Source organism: Psychrobacter frigidicola (assembly GCF_007997305.1).
Classification (GTDB): Bacteria; Pseudomonadota; Gammaproteobacteria; order Pseudomonadales; family Moraxellaceae; genus Psychrobacter; species Psychrobacter frigidicola.
In genome coordinates this window covers 1584170-1603164 of the sequence record NZ_VORZ01000001.1, presented here as the reverse complement: position 1 = coordinate 1603164, position 18995 = coordinate 1584170, and the positions used below count along the sequence as shown (strand labels likewise).

General features: G+C 44.1%; 15 protein-coding genes. 4 read left to right on the top strand and 11 right to left on the bottom strand.

Translation table 11 applies throughout. The annotated features are described in order from the left end of the window. Nucleotides 1–206 precede the first annotated feature (206 nt). Nucleotides 207–689 (top strand): ribosomal protein S18-alanine N-acetyltransferase, encoded by a 483-nt coding sequence (gene rimI / locus ES754_RS06590; protein WP_147223131.1) that lies wholly within the window; start codon nt 207–209, stop codon nt 687–689. 75 nt (nt 690–764) lie between these two features. On the opposite strand, the gene ES754_RS06585 is transcribed toward rimI, so the two are convergent. The 3 genes from ES754_RS06585 to trxB all read right to left on the bottom strand — a co-directional run bounded on the left by ES754_RS06585 (nt 765) and on the right by trxB (nt 3211). Next, nucleotides 765–1205 carry a MerR family transcriptional regulator gene (locus tag ES754_RS06585; protein ID WP_147223129.1) on the bottom strand — a complete coding sequence of 147 codons (441 nt, stop codon included), beginning with the start codon at nt 1203–1205 and terminating at the stop codon, nt 765–767. A gap of 179 nt (nt 1206–1384) precedes the next feature. Then, nucleotides 1385–2161 (bottom strand): leucyl/phenylalanyl-tRNA--protein transferase, encoded by a 777-nt coding sequence (gene aat / locus ES754_RS06580; protein WP_147223363.1) that lies wholly within the window; start codon nt 2159–2161, stop codon nt 1385–1387. An 18-nt stretch (nt 2162–2179) separates the two neighbouring features. Next, on the bottom strand, nt 2180–3211 hold the full coding sequence (gene trxB, locus ES754_RS06575; RefSeq protein WP_147223127.1) for a thioredoxin-disulfide reductase: 1032 nt from the start codon (nt 3209–3211) through the stop codon (nt 2180–2182). 729 nt (nt 3212–3940) lie between these two features. Between trxB and ES754_RS06570 the strand changes: the two genes are divergently transcribed. Then, nucleotides 3941–7300: a DNA translocase FtsK gene (locus ES754_RS06570; protein ID WP_147223125.1), complete on the top strand. Its 3360-nt coding sequence runs from the start codon at nt 3941–3943 to the stop codon at nt 7298–7300. Nucleotides 7301–7485: 185 nt separating this feature from the next. After that, the gene (locus ES754_RS06565) at nt 7486–8979 is read left to right on the top strand and encodes an amidase (protein WP_147223123.1); all 1494 of its coding nucleotides are present in this window, start codon (nt 7486–7488) and stop codon (nt 8977–8979) included. Between the two features lie 20 nt (nt 8980–8999). On the opposite strand, the gene ES754_RS06560 is transcribed toward ES754_RS06565, so the two are convergent. From ES754_RS06560 to dapC, 8 genes are all read right to left on the bottom strand, one after another. Then, nucleotides 9000–9899 (bottom strand): DODA-type extradiol aromatic ring-opening family dioxygenase, encoded by a 900-nt coding sequence (locus ES754_RS06560; protein WP_147223121.1) that lies wholly within the window; start codon nt 9897–9899, stop codon nt 9000–9002. Between the two features lie 108 nt (nt 9900–10007). Beyond that, entirely contained in the window at nt 10008–10496 is a 489-nt protein-coding gene (gene rlmH / locus ES754_RS06555) for a 23S rRNA (pseudouridine(1915)-N(3))-methyltransferase RlmH (RefSeq protein ID WP_147223119.1), read from the bottom strand. Nucleotides 10497–10553: 57 nt separating this feature from the next. After that, entirely contained in the window at nt 10554–11081 is a 528-nt protein-coding gene (locus tag ES754_RS06550) for a DUF421 domain-containing protein (RefSeq protein ID WP_147223117.1), read from the bottom strand. A gap of 143 nt (nt 11082–11224) precedes the next feature. Then, complete coding sequence (locus tag ES754_RS06545; protein WP_201538814.1) at nt 11225–11713, bottom strand: ABZJ_00895 family protein; 489 nt, start codon at nt 11711–11713, stop codon at nt 11225–11227. A 72-nt stretch (nt 11714–11785) separates the two neighbouring features. Next, nucleotides 11786–13834, bottom strand: a complete 2049-nt coding sequence (locus tag ES754_RS06540; RefSeq protein WP_147223115.1) for a D-alanyl-D-alanine carboxypeptidase/D-alanyl-D-alanine-endopeptidase — start codon at nt 13832–13834, stop codon at nt 11786–11788. Between the two features lie 73 nt (nt 13835–13907). After that, entirely contained in the window at nt 13908–14513 is a 606-nt protein-coding gene (locus ES754_RS06535; RefSeq protein ID WP_147223113.1) for a 3'-5' exonuclease, read from the bottom strand. A gap of 18 nt (nt 14514–14531) precedes the next feature. Further along, the gene (locus ES754_RS06530; protein ID WP_147223111.1) at nt 14532–16496 is read right to left on the bottom strand and encodes a DUF294 nucleotidyltransferase-like domain-containing protein; all 1965 of its coding nucleotides are present in this window, start codon (nt 16494–16496) and stop codon (nt 14532–14534) included. A 217-nt stretch (nt 16497–16713) separates the two neighbouring features. Beyond that, the gene (gene dapC / locus ES754_RS06525) at nt 16714–17967 is read right to left on the bottom strand and encodes a succinyldiaminopimelate transaminase (protein WP_147223109.1); all 1254 of its coding nucleotides are present in this window, start codon (nt 17965–17967) and stop codon (nt 16714–16716) included. A gap of 310 nt (nt 17968–18277) precedes the next feature. On the opposite strand from dapC, the gene ES754_RS06520 reads away from it, so the two are divergent. Further along, entirely contained in the window at nt 18278–18913 is a 636-nt protein-coding gene (locus ES754_RS06520) for a hypothetical protein (RefSeq protein WP_147223107.1), read from the top strand. Nucleotides 18914–18995 lie beyond the last annotated feature (82 nt).

Sequence of the window (18995 nt, the reverse complement as noted above, 5' to 3'; positions counted from 1 at the left end):
TAACGTTTAATACTTCTGTATTAGATGCTTAGCAGTGTCAGAGCAATCTGCTAGTCTGCTAAATGGTTAGTCAAAAAGCCGCTCTCTTTGTTGAGAGCGGCTTTTTTATGAGTGGCGAAATTTATTAGAACAACTGTATCACTTGCTATTAATAATTGACGCTAGAGTAAAGTACGTTTGAATAAGTAAGTAGACAAAGGAAGCCCATGTTTAATATAAAGAGGCTAGCAACCGAACCAGATGAACGCGCGGCATTTATTAAAGTGGTTGCGACTATCGAAACTATTGTCCAGATACAAGAGGCCTGGACTTATCAAACCCTTACCGATCTGCTTAAACAAGAGAGCATCAGTTTAATGGTCGTTATTGATATGGCTGAGGATGAAGTGGTGGGATATTGTTTATATCAGGTAGTTTTCGAGCAGGCGGAGATATTACGTATTGGTACTCATCCACAGTATCAGCGTCGAGGAGTGGCATCAAAAATTTTTGCAGCACTTAAGAAAGAATTACAAAATAATGAAGTTGAAAGTCTGCTACTAGAAGTGCGCGCGGACAATACGCCTGCAATAGCACTATATGAGCAGCAAGGGTTTGAGGTTATTCATAGACGTCAAGGCTACTATCATCAGCCGTACCAGCCAGCAATAGACGCTTTGATTATGCAGCGTAGCTTTTTAGAAGAATGATAAAAATTTAAATAAAACTGTAAAAATAGGTCAGCTAACAAACTGTTAAAAAACAGGATTACTGATAAATGGTTCTTAGGGTAATAGAGGCGGCATAGCGTTTTTGCAGTCTTCAACATCGTACTTATAGTTACTGTCTACTTTCATACGTTCGAGTATTTCAATGCGCTCGGTCAATAGCTCGACCATACGATTAATATTGGCTTGTTGTTTTTCAACTTGTTCAAGCTTTTGTTGCGTGACATGTAGCTGTTCGTTAAGATCAAGATGCCCATCATAGTAGTCATTTAAACTGTCTTTAATTTCAGTGAGCGTAAAGCCAATAGCTTGAGCGCTTTTAATCAGCTCAATGCGTTCGATGCATTCTGGGTGAAATTCAGTATAAAGACGCGATCCCGCTTGGCGCTTACGAGATTTTAGTAGGCCCAATTGATCGTAATGGCGCACGGTATCTTTAGTGGTATTAGCCTTTTTTGCTAATGTTCCAATAAGTAAAAACGATTCATCAGGTGCCATATAATAATCTCAAAAGTATAGTGCTTGGTACTTAAAAAAAGAACTACTGACCATGAAAAAGAGTTGAGACTTAGTTTTAATTTCTTCAAAAGTAGTTTCTAACAGTATTATTTCAAAATAATGGCTTGATAATTATTGGCTACGTTATTCGTATAAACACGAGCTTAAAACTTCCTAATTTACAGTTTCAGTTGCCAAGGCTTAAGACTGTCTAACATAGCAACGGCCATTGGCTGATGTGAATGAGGGTGCCATTGGACTGAGCGCTTGCCAATCAAGGTATCTAATTGGATCAAAAAGTCAGCTCGCGGTCGAATTGCTGCGCCTAAACTTAACAGATGGTCATTAGGTAATTGGCAGTCTACCAGCATTACCTCACTTTGGACACATAAGCGCATCAACCCCCAGAATGCCAGTTTTGATGCGTTTGTAGCACGGTGAAACATAGATTCGCCAAAATATATACTGCCTATCTTCAGACCGTACAAGCCGCCAATCAGCTGCCCCTCATTATCCCAAACTTCAACACTATGGGCAAAGCCAAAGCTGTGGAGCTCGGTATAAGCGTCAATCATTTCTTCGTGAATCCAAGTATGCTCGCCTTCAGGCAGCCCATCGCTACGCGGCAGACTACAAGCGCGGATGACTTCGTCAAATGCTTGGTTGAGTGTTAATTGCCAACGCTCACGTTTAGCTTGGCGACGTAGCGATTTACTAGGCAGATAATCAGACGGTACCATCACGCAGCGCGGCTCAGGGCACCACCATGCAATTGGTTCATCTTCATTAAACCATGGGAATAATCCTTGCGAATAAGCAGAAATCAGCGTATCAGGGGCAAGGTCGCCGCCTACTGCTACTATGCCAATGCCATCAGGATCAATGTCAGCAGGACTCGGGAAGTCATAGCGCCCAAGACATCTTAAAGCCTCGGGCGTTATGTCAGTAGTAGACAAATCGAAAGAATTGCTCACTTAAGCTTCTTTATCTGCAGTCAACGTCGATGCGTAAGTATGATCGCGAGCAACCGTTTCACCGATAGCATCTAGATATTTCTCAGCGTCAAGTGCTGCCATACAGCCTGTACCCGCAGAGGTAATGGCTTGGCGATATACGTGGTCGGCAACGTCGCCTGCAGCAAAGACACCTTCGATGCTGGTTTGGGTGGCTTTACCATTAAGGCCACTATTCACCACAATATAGCCATCTTTCATCTCTAATTGGCCATCAAATAGTGCTGTATTAGGTTTATGACCAATCGCAACGAACATGCCAAGAACGTCTAACTGCTTAGTGCTACCATCAATGGTAGATTTAATGACCACGCCATTGACGCCCATATCATCACCGACTACTTCTTCGACGCTATGATTCCATTCAATTTTAATGTTACCGTTTTTGGCCTTTTCAAACAATTTATCTTGGAGAATTTTCTCTGAGCGCACGCTATCACGGCGATGTACTAAAGTAACTTCAGCGGCGATATTGGATAAATAGAGTGCTTCTTCAACAGCTGTATTACCACCGCCGATAACCGCGACTTTTTGGTCTTTATAAAAGAAACCGTCACAAGTAGCACAAGCTGACACACCGAGGCCTCTAAATTTGGTTTCTGACTCTAGACCTAAATACTGGGCAGAAGCGCCTGTCGAGATAATTAGCGCATCACAAGTATAGCTGCCATTATTGCCTGTCAACTGAAAAGGGCGCTCATTTAAATTGACTTCATTAACATGGTCATAAACCAGCTCTGTACCGAAGCGTTCGGCATGAGCTTTCATACGATCCATCAACGCAGGGCCGGTTAAGTCATGCGCATCACCTGGCCAGTTATCGACTTCAGTCGTCGTGGTGAGCTGCCCACCGACTTCCAAACCGGTAACCATAACAGGCTTTAAGTTGGCTCGTGCGGCATAGACGGCTGCTGAATAGCCTGCAGGGCCTGAGCCTAGAATAATTAATTTTTCATGACGTGGACTATTATTAGTAGTAGATGCAGTACTCATGGATATTCCTTATTAGGGGTCAAAATTTAAAGTGATAAGAGGATATGCTAAAATCGGATGTTAAAATTGAAAAAAGTCGTTATTAGTATGTAATAAAATTGAGCATAACTAAGCTATTGTCAATGCTGAGTGATACTAACATAAGGGCAGGCGACAAAAAGTGCAAGTTTGCTAAAATAAACACGGATATCATTAGAACTAAATTATCTTAAGCTGCAAGATAATATAGAGGGTGCGGGTCGTCTCTTCAAACCTATTATTCAATGATATTTTTTTTCGATTGACTCTATTAGTCAGGTGGTGGTTTCGTGCTTGTAGGCTTGTTTTTTGTCAACTTTACATGTAAGACAGTCGCCACTTAAGCGAGGTATTTGTTATTATAAGAAGTTATATTCAGCACCATTGAGGTTGAAGATTATCATCTATAATTTGATAGATTACTTATCATTAACCGGGTTTGGTAAGTATCCGTTATTGTCTATCAATGATGAATATATAATGAGTACCTGCAAAGGGTTGAACGTGTATTTTACGCCATAATTCGTATTCTATATACCTTTAGTGGCTATACATAAGTGGCCATGCATAATGGACAGCCAGCTATGTCATAATAGACACTTCGCTACCCAATTTCAAACGAGTCATTTATGTCAGCATGATTACATTTAATCATGCGTTGACGATTATTTAGTATCGTTCATTTAGTGTTAATAATAAGGCAGATCCTACGTGATATCAGCACCACTTATTGAGTATTTGAAGAAAGGAATATTTACTATCCTTGGGCTAATGTTGTCCGTTTATTTGTTCGTGATTTTGCTCACTTATACGGGTAATGATCCGAGCTGGTCACACATCAGTAGCGACATGACGACCGTTCACAATACTGGTGGCGCGATGGGCGCATGGTTGTCCGATTTGCTCTACAGCTTTTTTGGTCTTGGCGCGTGGTGGCTGCTGGTATTTTTGATATATGAATCCATCTTGATATGGTGGGACAATAAGCCAACATTTGGGCTATTACGACTGGTAGCTTATGTGTTTGTAATATTAAGTGCGAGTGCATTAATTGCTCAGCTGGTTGCTTTAATTCAGCCGATGACCGCTCCCGTAATAACAGGGGTTAAGGGACTTGCAGGCGGTATTATCGGGACCGAGTTGCAGATACGATTGGCGCAACTGTTAACACCGTGGGGCAGTTTCATATTCCTGAGCCTATTCGTGATTATTACGGCAACTTTTGCCTTCAATATTCATTGGCTCGTACTTTATCATAAGTTAACTAACTTAGCGTGGCTTGGTTCGGGGGTAAAAGCTGAAGATAATACGGCTACAGCGTTTAGTAATGAGCAGCAAAATATGAATAAACGCTCGCGAGTTCAAGAAGGTAAAGACTTAATCATCAGTAAATTCACGCAGAAAAAAGTGGACTATGGGCAGTTGCCCCTTGATTTGCAACCAGCTCATCAAACTAACGACGATATCGAGAATCAAGCACCAGATCATAGTGGCCGCTTTAGTGGCGTACTGTCGGATTTTTTAGCCAAATCAGGGTTGGGTGCCAGCGTTAAAGCCACTATGGTTGCAGAGGCAGCAATGGCAAACAGTGCCAATGCCCGCTTACAATCTCCAACAGGAATACCTAGTAACAAGACGGCTGCTATTAACAGTGTAAATAATAACCATACCTTTGTTCCTACCTCTCATTCTAACGCAGCTCCTAACGCCACAACGGTACGCAAAGTAGAGCCTAGCTTTGCTTGGAATGATGCAGACACGGTTCATGACTTATTAGCAAATGCCACGATTATTGAACAAAATAACCCTACGCATAGCCCTGCTCCTGCTGAGCATGCATATATTGAACCTACGCAGGCAGCAGCACCGGTGGCAATAAATACGCCAACAACTGAGACCAATAGTGCCTGTAAAGTAGATACTAGTTTGTCAGCGTCCAATGTAGATGAATTGGCGGATGCTTGGTTGGCAGAACATAGTTCAGTTGAAGATGTCGCTGTAGTATCGACATCGGAAGCAGCCTCTACACCAGAAGACTCATCAGCATTGGTAGATGATGTAACGCATCACTCGACGGTTCAATTTGCACCGGAAACACTAGCTGAGCCTATTAAAGAGTTATCTGAAAAAGTAGAAGAACCGCTCGATGTTTTTGAACAAATGGTATCCGAAACCTCAGTTTTTGAAACGAGAAGACCTTCTAAAGCGCCTGTTTCCGTGCCAGTTATTGCTAAGACTCCTGTTTCTGCTACTGTTGAAGAGGTTGCTTCTGCAGTAGAGCCTGTTGTAGATATGACCCCAACCAACACGCCGCCTGCCAATCCAAAAGCTGCACCAGCAGCGGTTGTTAATACCAAAAATGCGACTACAAGTGAATCTGTTGAGCCAATACCATCACCTAAGCCAACGATAAGTTTTGCCGTGCCCGAAGGTGATAGTAGTAATCATATTACCGACATGATGCCTGAAGATGACAGCTATGATGATGCAGACAGCAACGAAAACTATCATGCCCCAGTGATGCCTGAAATCCATAACGATGCCGCTTTTTCTCAGCGTTCACGCGCTATGCAAACGGCTGCATACCGTGCCCATTTATCGCCTATTCCAGAGATGTCCATATTAGATAAGCCAGATCCCAATCATCAGCCCAGTTATACGGTTGCTGAGCTTGAACAACTATCAGAACTGTTAGAAATAAAATTACAAGAATTCAATGTCAAAGCGCAAGTGGTCAACGCTATTCCGGGCCCAGTGGTGACCCGCTTTGAGGTGGAGCTGGCCGCTGGGGTTAAAGCCAGTAAGGTGACCGGTATTTCACGTGATTTGGCTCGTTCGTTATCGATGGCATCCTTGCGTGTGGTCGAAGTCATTCCCGGTAAGCCCTATATCGGTATTGAAGTCCCTAACAAACAGCGCGAAATGGTACGCCTTATTGAGTTACTGGATACCGAAAAATTCAGAGACTCTAAATCTCAAATAAGTATGGCAATGGGTAAAGATATTGGCGGCAAGCCGATTATTACTGATCTTGCGCGCGCGCCGCATATGTTGGTTGCAGGCACGACCGGTTCTGGTAAATCAGTATTGGTCAACGCTATGCTGCTATCGATGCTACTCAAATATACACCCAATGAGCTGCGCCTTATCTTAATTGACCCTAAGCAGCTTGAGCTTGCTAATTACAATGATATTCCACATTTACTTACTCCAGTGGTCACGGATATGACCGAAGCAGCGAGTAGTTTGTCATGGTGCGTGGCAGAGATGGAGCGTCGTTATCAGCTGATGAGTTTATTAAAGGTTCGTAAGCTCAGTGATTTTAATAAAAAAGTCATAGCCGCTGAAAGGGCTGGCACGCCGATGTTAGATCCGCTGTGGCGTCCCAATGACAATGTGAGTATCAGCCAAGCCCCTAAGATGAAAACCTTACCGATGATTGTGATTGTTGCGGATGAATTTGCCGATATGATTATGCAAGTCGGCAAGCAAGCTGAAGAGCTTATCACTCGTCTGGCACAAAAATCACGAGCAGCAGGGATTCACTTAATTCTTGCGACTCAGCGCCCCTCAGTTGATGTCATTACTGGTTTGATTAAAGCCAATATTCCAGTACGGGCGGCCTTGCGGGTAAACTCAAAAGTGGATTCGCGTACGATTTTGGACAGTGGCGGTGCCGAAGATATGTTAGGTAACGGCGATATGCTGTTCCTAGGTCCAGGACAAATTGAGCCAGATCGTGTTCACGGGGCTTATGTTAGTGATGAGGAAGTTAACAGTGTTTGTGATGCGTGGCGTGAGCGTGGCGCGCCTGACTATATTGATAATATGGCAGGTAACTTTGAATTATCGAGTCCTGGTGGCAGTACGGGTAGCCCATCTGGTGAAGATGATGACCTTTATAATGATGCGGTTGGCTTTATTATGGAAACCCGTAAAGTTTCGGCCTCCAGTATCCAGCGCAAATTCAGCATCGGCTATAACCGTGCTGCGCGGATTGTCGACTCAATGGAGGATGCTGGACTGGTCAGCCCGATGGGTAAAAGTGGTAAGCGTGAGTTATTGATGTAAGTACTATTGAAGTAAAGATTGATTGATTTAATTGAGCAAAGAAAAGACGATTTACGAAAGTAGCTCGTCTTTTCTATTTAAGTAAAGTGGAAATACTACATCAATAATTATTTATAAGATGACTAGCAGTCACACTATTAACTCAATATACTCAATAAAAGCCTAATTTTAATGGGAAATAAATCATGTTTAAAGAATATAACCAATATGACGCGCTAGGATTAGCTGCGTTAGTCAACTCAAAACAAGTGAGCGCTAAAGAATTATTAGACGCTGCGGTTGATAGTGCCAATAAGCTCAATCCAAAACTGAACGCCATTATCCATCGTTTTGATGAGCGTGCCTATAATGCTGCGCAAGCAGGATTACCAGCAGGGGCGTTCACTGGCGTGCCCTATCTGCTAAAAGATTTATCTTTTTATTTTGAAGGCGAGCCGCTAACGATGGGCAGTCGTAGCGTCAATATTGTGAATACTTATGATAGCGAAATTGTCAAACGTATGAAGGCAACTGGGGTCAATACCTTTGGCAAAACCAATACCCCAGAGTTTGGTTTGATTATCACCACTGAACCCAAAGCTCATAGTGCCACGCATAATCCATTTAAAAAAGGCTATAGCTCAGGCGGCTCATCCGGTGGTAGCGCAGCAGCAGTTTCCAGCGGTATCGTACCGATGGCAGGCGCGGGTGATGGGGGCGGCTCAATTCGTTTTCCAGCAGCTTGGTGCGGCGTGTTTGGATTGAAACCCAGTCGCGGACGCAATCCTTTAGGACCAGCGTTTGGTGAAGGCTGGGATGGCGCGATTGCAGATCATGTCATTACTCGTAGCGTCCGCGATAGCGCAGCAATGCTTGATGCCACTAGTGGCGCAGAAGTTGGTGCGCCTTATGTTATTGCGCCACCTGATGGCACATTTTTGCAGGCTGCGATGCGTGCGCCGAGGCCTTTGACTATTGCCCTACATCAACAGCCATTAGTTGCGAATACGGTAGTCGATAAAGAGGTGTTAGCCGTACTTGAGCAAACTGCTGCCCAGTTAGAAGCCATGGGTCATCGCGTTATTCCTGCTGAGCCTAATATTAATATAGAAAAGTTTTGGCACGATTTTATGGTTGTCGTCTGCGCGCATACTGCTTTTACTATCGATAATATTGAACGCCGTTTTGGCTCAGAGCATATAAAAAATCTAGAACCACAAACTTATAATATGGCCATGCTTGGGCGATCGTTGTCAGCGGTAGATTTGGTCCATGCCAAACAAGGCTGGCATGACAGCCAATATCAGACAGGTAAGCTGTTGACTCAATACGATATGATTTTATGTCCGACTGTACCGACCACTGCGGTGAAACATGGTGTTTTGCCACCAAGCCGGATGGATGAGCTGCTCATGCGTAGCGCTGGGGTGCTCAATAAAGGCTTGGATATGGGCAAGGTTGCCTTTAGCTCAGGTATGATTGAGAAGCTTAGCCAACCGGTGTTAGGTAAAATGGCGTTTACTTTATTAGGCAACGTTACTGGACTGCCAGCCATGTCTGTACCGATTGGTATGAGTAAAAAAGGCTTACCAATTGGAATGCAATTGATAGGACGAATGAATGATGAGGTCACATTGTTGAGTCTAGCAGGGGAGATGGAGCGCGCTGGTCTGTTTACCAAACCAGCTTTTGAAAGATAGGTTTTGATGTGTAAATAATACTAATCGAAACGATAAATATCCATCCCTAAACTATGATGTGCCATGCTTTCATGGATGACCGAGACCCGTTGGCCAGCACCTAAAGCAAAGAATAATGGCAGCAAATGTTCATCGCTTGGATGGATATGTTGATAATCAGGGTATTGTTGCCAGTCTAAGGCAGCAGGAATATCCGACTTGAGCTGTTGTAATAGCCACAATTTAAAGTCTTTTGCGCGCACGTCAATACTATCTGCCTCCCAGCGTAAGGCTTTTAGGTTATGAGTAATATTTCCTGAGCCAATAATCAAGATTTGCTGATCACGTAACTGTGCCAGCTGTGCGCCTAATTGGTAGCAGGCATTACTGTCATAATGCTGCGGTAGCGAGACTTGAACAATAGGAACATCTGCCTGCGGATATAGATGCCGCAGTGGCGCCCAAACGCCATGATCACAGACGCGCAGTGGATTGACACTACAAGCAATACCACGTGCACTGAGCTGCTGTGCTAATGATTCGGCAAGCGCAGTATGCCCGTCTACTGGGTATTGCAATCGATGTAGCTCAGCGTCAAAGCCTGAAAAATCATGCCAAGTCTTAGGCTTGGGATTACTGCTAATTTCAAGCTTGGACGATGTCCAATGGGCGGACATGATGATAATCGCCCGCGGCTTAGGTAAGTTATGCCCTATTCGTGCTAAAGCGCTGGTGGTTGCAGACTGCTCAATGGCAAGGGTCGGCGCACCATGTGAGATAAAAATTGCTGGCAGGTTAGACGCATTACTTAACCCAGCAGGCGTGTCTGCCCAAGCTACCGCTGCCGTAATAGGCGCAGTAGGGTCTGTATCATCGCGGTGTTGACCATGATGATTCGGATAATTGGTAGGGATTTTTTTAACAGGTTTTGAATAGCTCATGTGCCAGTTATTAGGGCGCGCACGATTTTTTCAATCCGTTTAGTGATTGATATTTTATTGATATGAGTTTCTTATTTCTTCCAGTCAGTAAGTTTTAATGACTAGATTCTAATTGCCACGGTGATAAGGGTGGTTGTTATTAATACTCATCGCTCGATATAATTGTTCCATTAATACTACCCGCACTAAAGGATGCGGCAAGGTCAATGCAGATAATGACCATTTCATATCAGCGTTATCTAATACCTCTTTTGAGACTCCATCCGCGCCACCAATCACGAGCGCAATATCATTGCCTTGCTGCATTGCCTCTGCCAGTTTTTCGGCTAAGTTTTCTGTTGATAGCATTTTACCTTTGACATCCAACACCCATAGCTGCTCGCGTCCGGCACTATTATGAGCGGCTAAAATTGACTGACCCTCTTGCTCACGATACTGAGCAAGATTGGCCTCAGAAGGATTTTTGGCACGCTTAGCCGCTGCCAGCTCAATGATTTCAGTACTAAGCATTGGCTGGATACGTTTATAGTATTCATCAAAACCGCTTTGTATCCAGCTTGGCATTTTATTACCGACGGTTAACAGTCGTACTTTCATTGCGGCTAATCCTCTATTCTCTATATTATTTATAATGAAAAATGACGTTTAATCTACTCAATCTGTTAACGGTAATAGCGTTTCAGAAACAGCATCAGTGGGCATTTCTTTGTTTTTAGTAATGACCGTCAGTGTGGCATTAGACTCGAATACTATCGCCTCAACATCACTTAATTTATGAACGCCCTCAGCACGCATCGCGTTCTCAAGCTCTTGACGATTCAGACGCTCAGCGCGCATGGCGTCTGGTAAATATTGCCCTTGATAAAAAACAATGCGTGGCTCAGATAAAAGAACACTACTAAACTGCGGCGAGAGAGAGGTATATTTGGTCACCAAAAATTGCATGAGATAAAGTACGGCAATAGCCGACCCGCCCTCAATAAACGGGATATCTTCGAGCAATATCGTACTAGCACCCAATGAGCCAATCATTACCGTAACAATCCAGTCAAAATTATTGAGCTGGGAGGTGGAGCGCTTGCCGGAGATTTTGGTCACAATAACAATCAGGATATAAACCATCGCTGCTGTCAGAACAATACGCCCAAGCTTGTCTATATTGTCAAAAAATAACATATCCATAGTGCTGTCTCCCAATTATGTAGAGCAATTAATACGTTAAAATTTATGGTATAGAGTCAGCGTAACGGATTTTGTGAGCGAAGGGGGCAAAAGGTTTGTAGGTCGTTTGGGCTATAGCAAATTGAGGTGCGTCTATTGCACGTTTATTTAGGGGCAAGTAACCGATTAAAACCCCAAATACCTAAGCGCGCACTGATTAAAGTGAGCACCAATATCATTACCAGCGCACTCAGTAAAGGCAAAGGCTGCTGCGTGGTCATCTCCAGTAATACCTCACGATCAATGGTATCAAATAGCAAGAACCAGATACCAATGAAATAAATAGCGGTCAGTAGCCAAACAACAGCGACACCGCCTATCGTTAAACGGTTCATCTCGCTACGGTCTAGGCCACGGCGCTGATGCTTAATAAATTTATGCACGGCGATATACGCACCGATTAAAATAGAGAGCACGGTAACCAGTTGCGAGTTGACGGTCAATTTAGTCTGAATCATCATAAATATTGCTGTAGCAAGGACATATCCGACGACAAAAAAGCCGACATATTGCGTCATTTTTACCGCTACTATCGGTTTAGAGTTTTTTGATGAGGTATTGCGTTTACTAAGATTAGGTATCGTGCGTGGCATAAGCTGACCTGTATTAATATTAAAAAAATTGAGCAATAAATTAATATGACGTGCTTAATTAATCTTGGGCTATCATTGCTGCGCGGTCCAATCCAGTAAGGCGTCTAGCACGGGTCTTGCAGTATAAGTATTTAAAGAGTGTTCAGTGTTAATCAAGCCGACCACCACATAATCCTGTCCCGATTGGCCTTTGACATATCCTGCCATGGAAGTGACATTATCTAATGTGCCTGTTTTTATCCATGCGCGTCCAATGGCAGACGACTCCGGCAAGCGCTCACTGTGCGCTGCAATAGTACCACTCACGCCCGCAATACCTAAGGAATTCACGTAAGCGTCAAAGCTTGGGTGATGATAAGCGTAGGTTAATAGCTCATTCAAATTAGAGGCAGTGACGGTGCAATCTCGGCATAACCCAGAACCATTAGTCAGGTGCGGCGGCGGTGAAGTGAGGTGCGTTTGCCACCACTGATTAATAGTTGTCAGCGCTTGTGGGTAGCTCGTAGAGTTGGGCTTACCAAATTGATATAAGCTCGCTGTTTTATGACTGGTTATATTGGGCGTACCAGTTTGAGCGATATTGGCTTTTGTCACTGCTGTTTTATGATAAGCCGCTATCGATAATGCCACTTGTTCGGTCATGACATTGTTTGAGAAATGATTAATGTCATAAATTTGCTGAGTCAGGGTCAAAGATGGGTAGCTGACTATTGGTAGTGGCGACACTGGCAAGGTGGCTAAACCACGCTTTGCTTGTGTGTTTTTGGCAGACTGAGTAGCGTCATAAGGTGTCTCTTGTGACACTACTTTTCCGCTCAAAGTATTCCCCAACTCTTGCCACTTAGCAGCAATAACTCGAGCAGCGAAGTCTTTAGCATCGGGATAAGCAACATAAAATACATGCTCGCCGCAACTGTCTGGAAGATTGGCATTGAACGTCAGTTTATCTGTTTGCCACTGTGGTGCTAAGCTGTAGCTGGCTTGTGAACAGACTGCGGTACGGGTATTCACAAGACTAGGCAGCTGATAGTTTGCCAGTTGCGGGGTGTAGGTTAGCTGGGCTTGTCCATTATCTAGTGGATAACTTTGAATGCCCATACTACTAAAATTTACCAAAAAACCATCGGGACTGGCGTTATAAGGTCGCAATGGTGCGTTATCAAAAGCGGCTGGGTTTTTAGTCACGTTACTAAAGATGGTGCTGTCGATAATAATATCCCCATCAATGTGACGTATACCTGCATTTTGGACTTGATAAAGCAGTTGCTGCAAGCGGTCGTGAGTCATTTTTGGGTCGCCACTACCTTGAATAATTAGGTCGCCATGCAAACGATTACCAATAATAATACCCGAATGATAAACCCGCGTGTGCCACACAAAATCAGCCCCCAAGGTATCAAGCGCAATAAAGCTGGGAATGAGTTTCATGGTGCTGGCAGGAGTGCGGGCGATATTAGGCTGATGGCTAATAAGGGGTTTTAGAACGGTTATAGTAGAAGACGTGGTGCTTAGACTGCTTTTAGAGGAACTGTTTTTAGAAGGGCTATTTGTAGATGCAATATCACGGGCTGGCAGAATAGAAGGCGGATTTTCTATACTTTTATAGGTATAAGTGTCGTCGGTATAAGCATGGAGTTTGCGCTCTTGCTGGGCAATTTCTTGTTTGCTGATAACAATAGGTGTGTTTTGGCTCTCTGTCTTTTTATGAACACTATTGACGTTAGCGGAAGTCTGTTTATGAGGCTTAGTGTTGGTAGTGGTAGGGGCGCTAGAACTGGTAATAACAATGTGGTCGGTACTGGTAGTAAGATTGGCACTGTCAATAACTTCTATTATTGGCGGTAGACGACTGGTATTTTTTTCACCGACTGGCGTGATAATAATACTAATATCAGCAGGTGTGAGCACTGCACGCGTTAACGCAGCTTGAATGTTAGCTGGCAATACTGCTTGAGCACCAATGGGCGTGAGTGTCATAAGAACACAGAGCAAACCCAGCTTGAATAAGCGCCCGTTATGGTCGCGGGGTAATGGTAAACGGTTCGATGTGCGGGTACTGGATGAGCGCGTACTAACAGGGATTAGTAAACGCTGACTATAAGTGTTAGGAAGGATAGGCATGAAATATCTATTGTCAGATGTCGAAAACCGCCTATAGTAACATGAGTTGCTAAATTGACGTAGATGCTAAACATTAGCGTACATGCAAAAATGCCATGGCGGTCATCACGGCGTCGTTGTAAGCGTCATGCGTGCCCAATTCAGGGATATTATAATGCGCTAGAATCTTGGTCAAATGTTGCGATGGATTGGGCGCGCTTTGGTCGTGATTGCCCATACGCCGACTGTATAACAGGCGCACATCAATCACTTCATTGGGCAAAGCTGTACCCATGTATTGCTTAACCAAAGGGTTCAAAAAAGCAGTGTCAATCTGCGGGCAAAAACCAACGATGGGACGATTATCAATAAAGGGTAATAATATCGCCAGCATCTCATCGTAGCTTATACCATGTTCAACGTCCGCAGTACGCAGTCCATGAATAACAATGGTATCGCGGTCAGGCATAACCGGCGGACGGCAGACCAAATGTAGCCCATTACCCGTATCAATGGTATCGCCGTTCACATGAATGGCGGCGACAGACAATAGATGATGCTTACGAGGGTTCAATCCAGTCATTTCACAATCAATCGCCACCCACTGTCCAGCCACCGGCGGTTCAAACATTGATGCCAATTCAGGACGCTGCAATCGCTTTTGTTGCCATGAAGAGGATAACTGTTTAAGCCAGCTCATAAGGAATTACCATTCATATTAATTGATATCCAGTTGATAATGCTGTCGCAGTTGGACTTTGAAGCTTTTGACCACTGCCAAACATTCTTTTAACACATCACGCTCAAGCGCCGACAAAGTAGTGGGGTCAACTTGTCGCGCATGCTTGTCCTCCGTTGACAAGGCAACCGCCAAACGCTGCGCCATAAAAAACTCTAGCGCTTCACCTAAAGTATCCGCACGCTCTTGAGTGAGAGCATGGGCTTGCACCAATCCTTTTAGCCGATTTTTGGTACTGGATACTTGCACGATATGGTTCTCTAACGCCAATGCTCGAATACCATGCACCAGTGGAAAGATACCGGCTTTTTTAAGGTCAATATCATCTGGGCTGGGCTTACCCAATAAAGGTACAAACTTTTGCCACCATTGATTCACGTCACCAAACTGTAAGGCGGCACGCGCAAACTGACGGACAAACATAGGGTCTGCCTGCCGATGGGCAATTCTTAAATATTCGCGGACATGTGTTAGTAAGTTTTTATCACCGCAGACATATTCACCGTCTAGTATGGCGGACAGATAGATGCTGTGCATGGGATCAGTGTTTCTAAACCATAAGCTAATCTGAGCTTCAAACTGCTTAAGCGGCTTTCGCCACATCGGGTTGGTCATCATGATATTACCATCGCATAGCGGATAACCAAGCGTTGCCAGATGATTATTAAAAGTCTCCGCAAATTGTGCTAAGTCTGGGTGTGAAAAGTCATCTTTGATAATAAGGGCATTATCTTGGTCGGTACGCATGATTTGCTCGCCGCGACCCTCCGAGCCCATTACAATCACACACGTATTTTTCATGACCTCATCTGGCACAATAAGTTGCCAGAGTTTGGTAAAAACTTGTGCATTCAGCGTTTGTACCATACGGCTGACGATACCAATCTTTACCCCATTCTCATGTTGCGCACGAATATAGCGCCCAATCAAATCCACTGCGGTATGCAGGCTGGCTAAGTCTTTTGCTTGCTCAATTTGAATACTAATCAGTTGGGAATGATGACCAATATGGGCGAGCATATCGCTTTGCCCCAATATGCCTGCGACTTTACCCTGCGCATCAATAACCGGCAGGCGATGAATACGGTAACGGGTCATGGTCAAAAGGGCATCGCCAATTTCATCATCGGTATCAATGGTATGTAGATTAAAGCTTGCATAGCGCTGGCAAGGCGTCGTGGCAGGGTCTTGCTCTTCACTCACGGCGCGACAAATGTCATTATCGGTTAAAATACCGAGCGTTCTTTCCGAGTAGTTCTCGAGGCTAAGTAGCGCTATAGATGGATTGTCTGAAACACTTTCTGAAACCGTTGATGGGCGTACCAGAACGTGTTTCAGTCCGGCTTCGGTCATGATGCGAGCCGCTTGCTGTAAGCTATTATCTGCATCAATAATATGCACCGGTAACAAGGTAACATCAGTCACCGGCTGTAGCATGATTTGCTGCACTTCTTGTTGTGCGCTATAGCCTGTCGACCCCAAAGACCGACTTTGTGAGCTGCGTCGCTGCTGCAACGCTTTTAAGCGCTCCGGTAATTTATCGGACAATAATTGGCGTACCAGATGATTTTGTGCACTGATTTTATTCATTGCAATGCCATCAACTTGCAGTAACAACGTGTCCTCGTCAGCGCGATAGTGATAACTATAGGGCTGAAGATCTGCTGACACGCTATCTTGTTCTTCAGGCAGGCGACGACTGTCAAACCAATCATTGTTATTGAGATGGTCGGAGTGGTTACCGCCTAAATAGGAGGCGACAAATTCCCCATTTAGGGTTTGCTCAACTTGACCTTTTAGCACCACAAAAAAATACTGCAAATCGTCAGGATGTAGAGTTTCATTAGCGGCCAGATAGCGCACTTGGGTATGTTTTTTTAGGCTTTGGCGCTCAGTGGCACTTAATACGTCAAAAGGGGGCTGGGTAAAATCAAGATGGGGCATGGCATCATCCTTGATGGCACGTGCAGTAAAGACTGCTTCATAGAGTTAGTGAGCAGCTACTGCGTGCGACAGGCTACAGTAATGTCCTTTTACTATAGCACTATCTACGCCCTTATCCCCAATAACATAAGGGTAATTAAGATTATTAGGGATGTTTTAAATATTAAGGGTGTTCATTCACTTTATTAACGCTGTTTTTTAAGAGCCAAGATATTTTTTAAGCATTAAGAAGCTTACGGATGCGATTGATTGCCTCACGACTTTCCTCAACGCTAGCGACAAGCGCAACACGCACATAGCCTTCACCTGGATTCTTACCATTCACTTCACGGGATAAATAGCGACCTGCTAAGGCATGAATATTCGCCTGCTCATACAAAGCTTTCACAAATACCTCATCATCACCGTTGAACGATTCGGGGACTTTTATCCAAAAATAGAATCCTGCTTCTGGCATCCGTAAATCCAACAGCTCGCCAAGTTCTGCCATCCACAATGCAAATCTTTCTTGATAAAGCGCTCGATTCTGCGCCACATGCTTCTCGTCCTGCCATGCAACAATGGAGGCAAGCTGATGCGGAATGGGCATCGCACAGCCTTGATAGGTACGGTATTGTAGATAAGAGGTCAAAATGGACGCATCACCTGCGACAAAACCTGAGCGCAGACCTGGTAGGTTTGAGCGTTTTGATAACGAATGAAAAACCACGCAATTCTTAAAATCATTGCGGCCCAACGTTGCGCACGCTTGTAGCAAACCAATCGGTGGCTCATCAAAGTACAATTCGCTATAACACTCGTCACTGGCAATAATAAAATCGTATTTATCAGACAGGCGGATAAGAAATTCCCAATCGTCCATTGTCATTATTGAACCAGTAGGATTGTTCGGACTACAAATAAATAACAGCTGCGTTTGTTCCCAAATATCTTTGGGAACAGCGCGGTAATCACCTTTAAAATCGTTATCTACGGTACAGGGCACAAAGTAAGGCGTCGCCTGCGCAAGTATTGCCGCGCCTTCATAAATTTGATAAAACGGATTGGGCATGACGACTATGGGTGTCTGACTTACAGGGTCCTGATTTATAGAGTTCTGCTTATCTGTGGAGACTGGCTCAGCAGTTTCGCCATGATCGATTACCGCTTGCACGAAGCTAAAAATCGCCTCACGTGTGCCCATCACCGGTAAAACTTCGGTATTGGGATTCACATGATGAAGGAAAAACCGCCTCTCCAACCAATGCGCGATGGTTTGGCGCAGATCAAAAGTGCCCTTTGTGGTTGGATATTGACATAGTTTGTCCAAGTTTTCTCTTAGAACGTCCAGTACAAAGGCGGGAGGGGCATGTTTTGGCTCACCGATACCCAGCTTAATCTCAGTGCAGGCTTGGGCTGGAGCGCTATTTTCAAGTAAAGTTGCCATCTTAGCGAAGGGGTAAGGGTGCAGATAAGATAAGTTGTGATTCATAATTAGGCTAACTATAATAAGGGATAGTAACAAATAGTAAGAATAAGTGACATCTAGTAAAGACTGTACAACAGGCTATAATGAAGGTATAACGAAAAATTACATTTGAGCAGTGTAGCATTTCTCTAATTTTTTGTCTTTTGCTTCTGATAGCCATTGTTATGGCTTTGTCATCTTCCAAGCCAAATCTTCACCGTGCTAATGGTTAGATTGTTTTTAGCCATTTTCATTACTAATGACCCCTGATGATTTTTTGATATAACAACAATGGCTGCCATGCTACCTAGCGGATTATGTAAGGATTACTCATATGCCCATTTTTTCCGATAATAGTGAACGTCGCACCGCCTTTTATAAAGAGCTGCAACGGCGCGAGGGGCAGTGGTGGCAATCACGTCAGCGTCTGATTACGCTTCAAGAGCAGCAGATGTTTTGGTTTGGGGATAATAGTCTTATTATGTGGCTGTTGTGGCAATTGGTCAGTTATGTGGTGGTAGCCATTGTGCTGATGCTGCTGAGCAAATTGTTCAGTGTGCATTTATACTTATGGCAATACCTCGCAGTGTTCGGGTTACAGACGCTGTTTTTTATGGCGATGTTTACTGCTAAAGGCCGCCTCGCCAATATTATGCAAAACAATATTGATAAAGCAGATCTGGTACGCGAGCAGATGCTCAATGAGATGGTTATCCTAGCATCTGACAGTATTTTTCCTGACATTCATGCACATGCACCCATCTCATTACAGCAGATTCATGAACGTTATGAGGCGCAATTGCGTCTGGCAAGCTTACAGTGCTTGTTGCAAAAAGAGATTGACGCTGGACGGTTACTATTATCACAGCAAGAAATAGAGGCGCGGGTGCTACCGCCAGAGCTGGCCGAAGATGAGCTGATTCCACACGCTGGCGATATGATATATAAAAGCTTGGTTCAGTTTCAATAGGTTCAACTGGTACACATATTTATTTGATTACAGCCATTTAGTTCTAGTGATTCAAAGATAGTCATTTAAAGAAAACGACGTA

What these genes read in the sequence shown, in the direction of transcription:
- rimI (WP_147223131.1), top strand. Translation starts at nt 207, where the DNA reads ATGTTTAATATAAAGAGGCTAGCAACCGAACCAGATGAACGCGCGGCA.
- ES754_RS06585 (WP_147223129.1), bottom strand. Translation starts at nt 1,205, where the DNA reads ATGGCACCTGATGAATCGTTTTTACTTATTGGAACATTAGCAAAAAAG.
- trxB (WP_147223127.1), bottom strand. Translation starts at nt 3,211, where the DNA reads ATGAGTACTGCATCTACTACTAATAATAGTCCACGTCATGAAAAATTA.
- ES754_RS06565 (WP_147223123.1), top strand. Translation starts at nt 7,486, where the DNA reads ATGTTTAAAGAATATAACCAATATGACGCGCTAGGATTAGCTGCGTTA.
- ES754_RS06560 (WP_147223121.1), bottom strand. Translation starts at nt 9,899, where the DNA reads ATGAGCTATTCAAAACCTGTTAAAAAAATCCCTACCAATTATCCGAAT.
- rlmH (WP_147223119.1), bottom strand. Translation starts at nt 10,496, where the DNA reads ATGAAAGTACGACTGTTAACCGTCGGTAATAAAATGCCAAGCTGGATA.
- ES754_RS06550 (WP_147223117.1), bottom strand. Translation starts at nt 11,081, where the DNA reads ATGGATATGTTATTTTTTGACAATATAGACAAGCTTGGGCGTATTGTT.
- ES754_RS06545 (WP_201538814.1), bottom strand. Translation starts at nt 11,713, where the DNA reads ATGCCACGCACGATACCTAATCTTAGTAAACGCAATACCTCATCAAAA.
- ES754_RS06540 (WP_147223115.1), bottom strand. Translation starts at nt 13,834, where the DNA reads ATGCCTATCCTTCCTAACACTTATAGTCAGCGTTTACTAATCCCTGTT.
- ES754_RS06535 (WP_147223113.1), bottom strand. Translation starts at nt 14,513, where the DNA reads ATGAGCTGGCTTAAACAGTTATCCTCTTCATGGCAACAAAAGCGATTG.
- ES754_RS06530 (WP_147223111.1), bottom strand. Translation starts at nt 16,496, where the DNA reads ATGCCCCATCTTGATTTTACCCAGCCCCCTTTTGACGTATTAAGTGCC.
- dapC (WP_147223109.1), bottom strand. Translation starts at nt 17,967, where the DNA reads ATGAATCACAACTTATCTTATCTGCACCCTTACCCCTTCGCTAAGATG.
- ES754_RS06520 (WP_147223107.1), top strand. Translation starts at nt 18,278, where the DNA reads ATGCCCATTTTTTCCGATAATAGTGAACGTCGCACCGCCTTTTATAAA.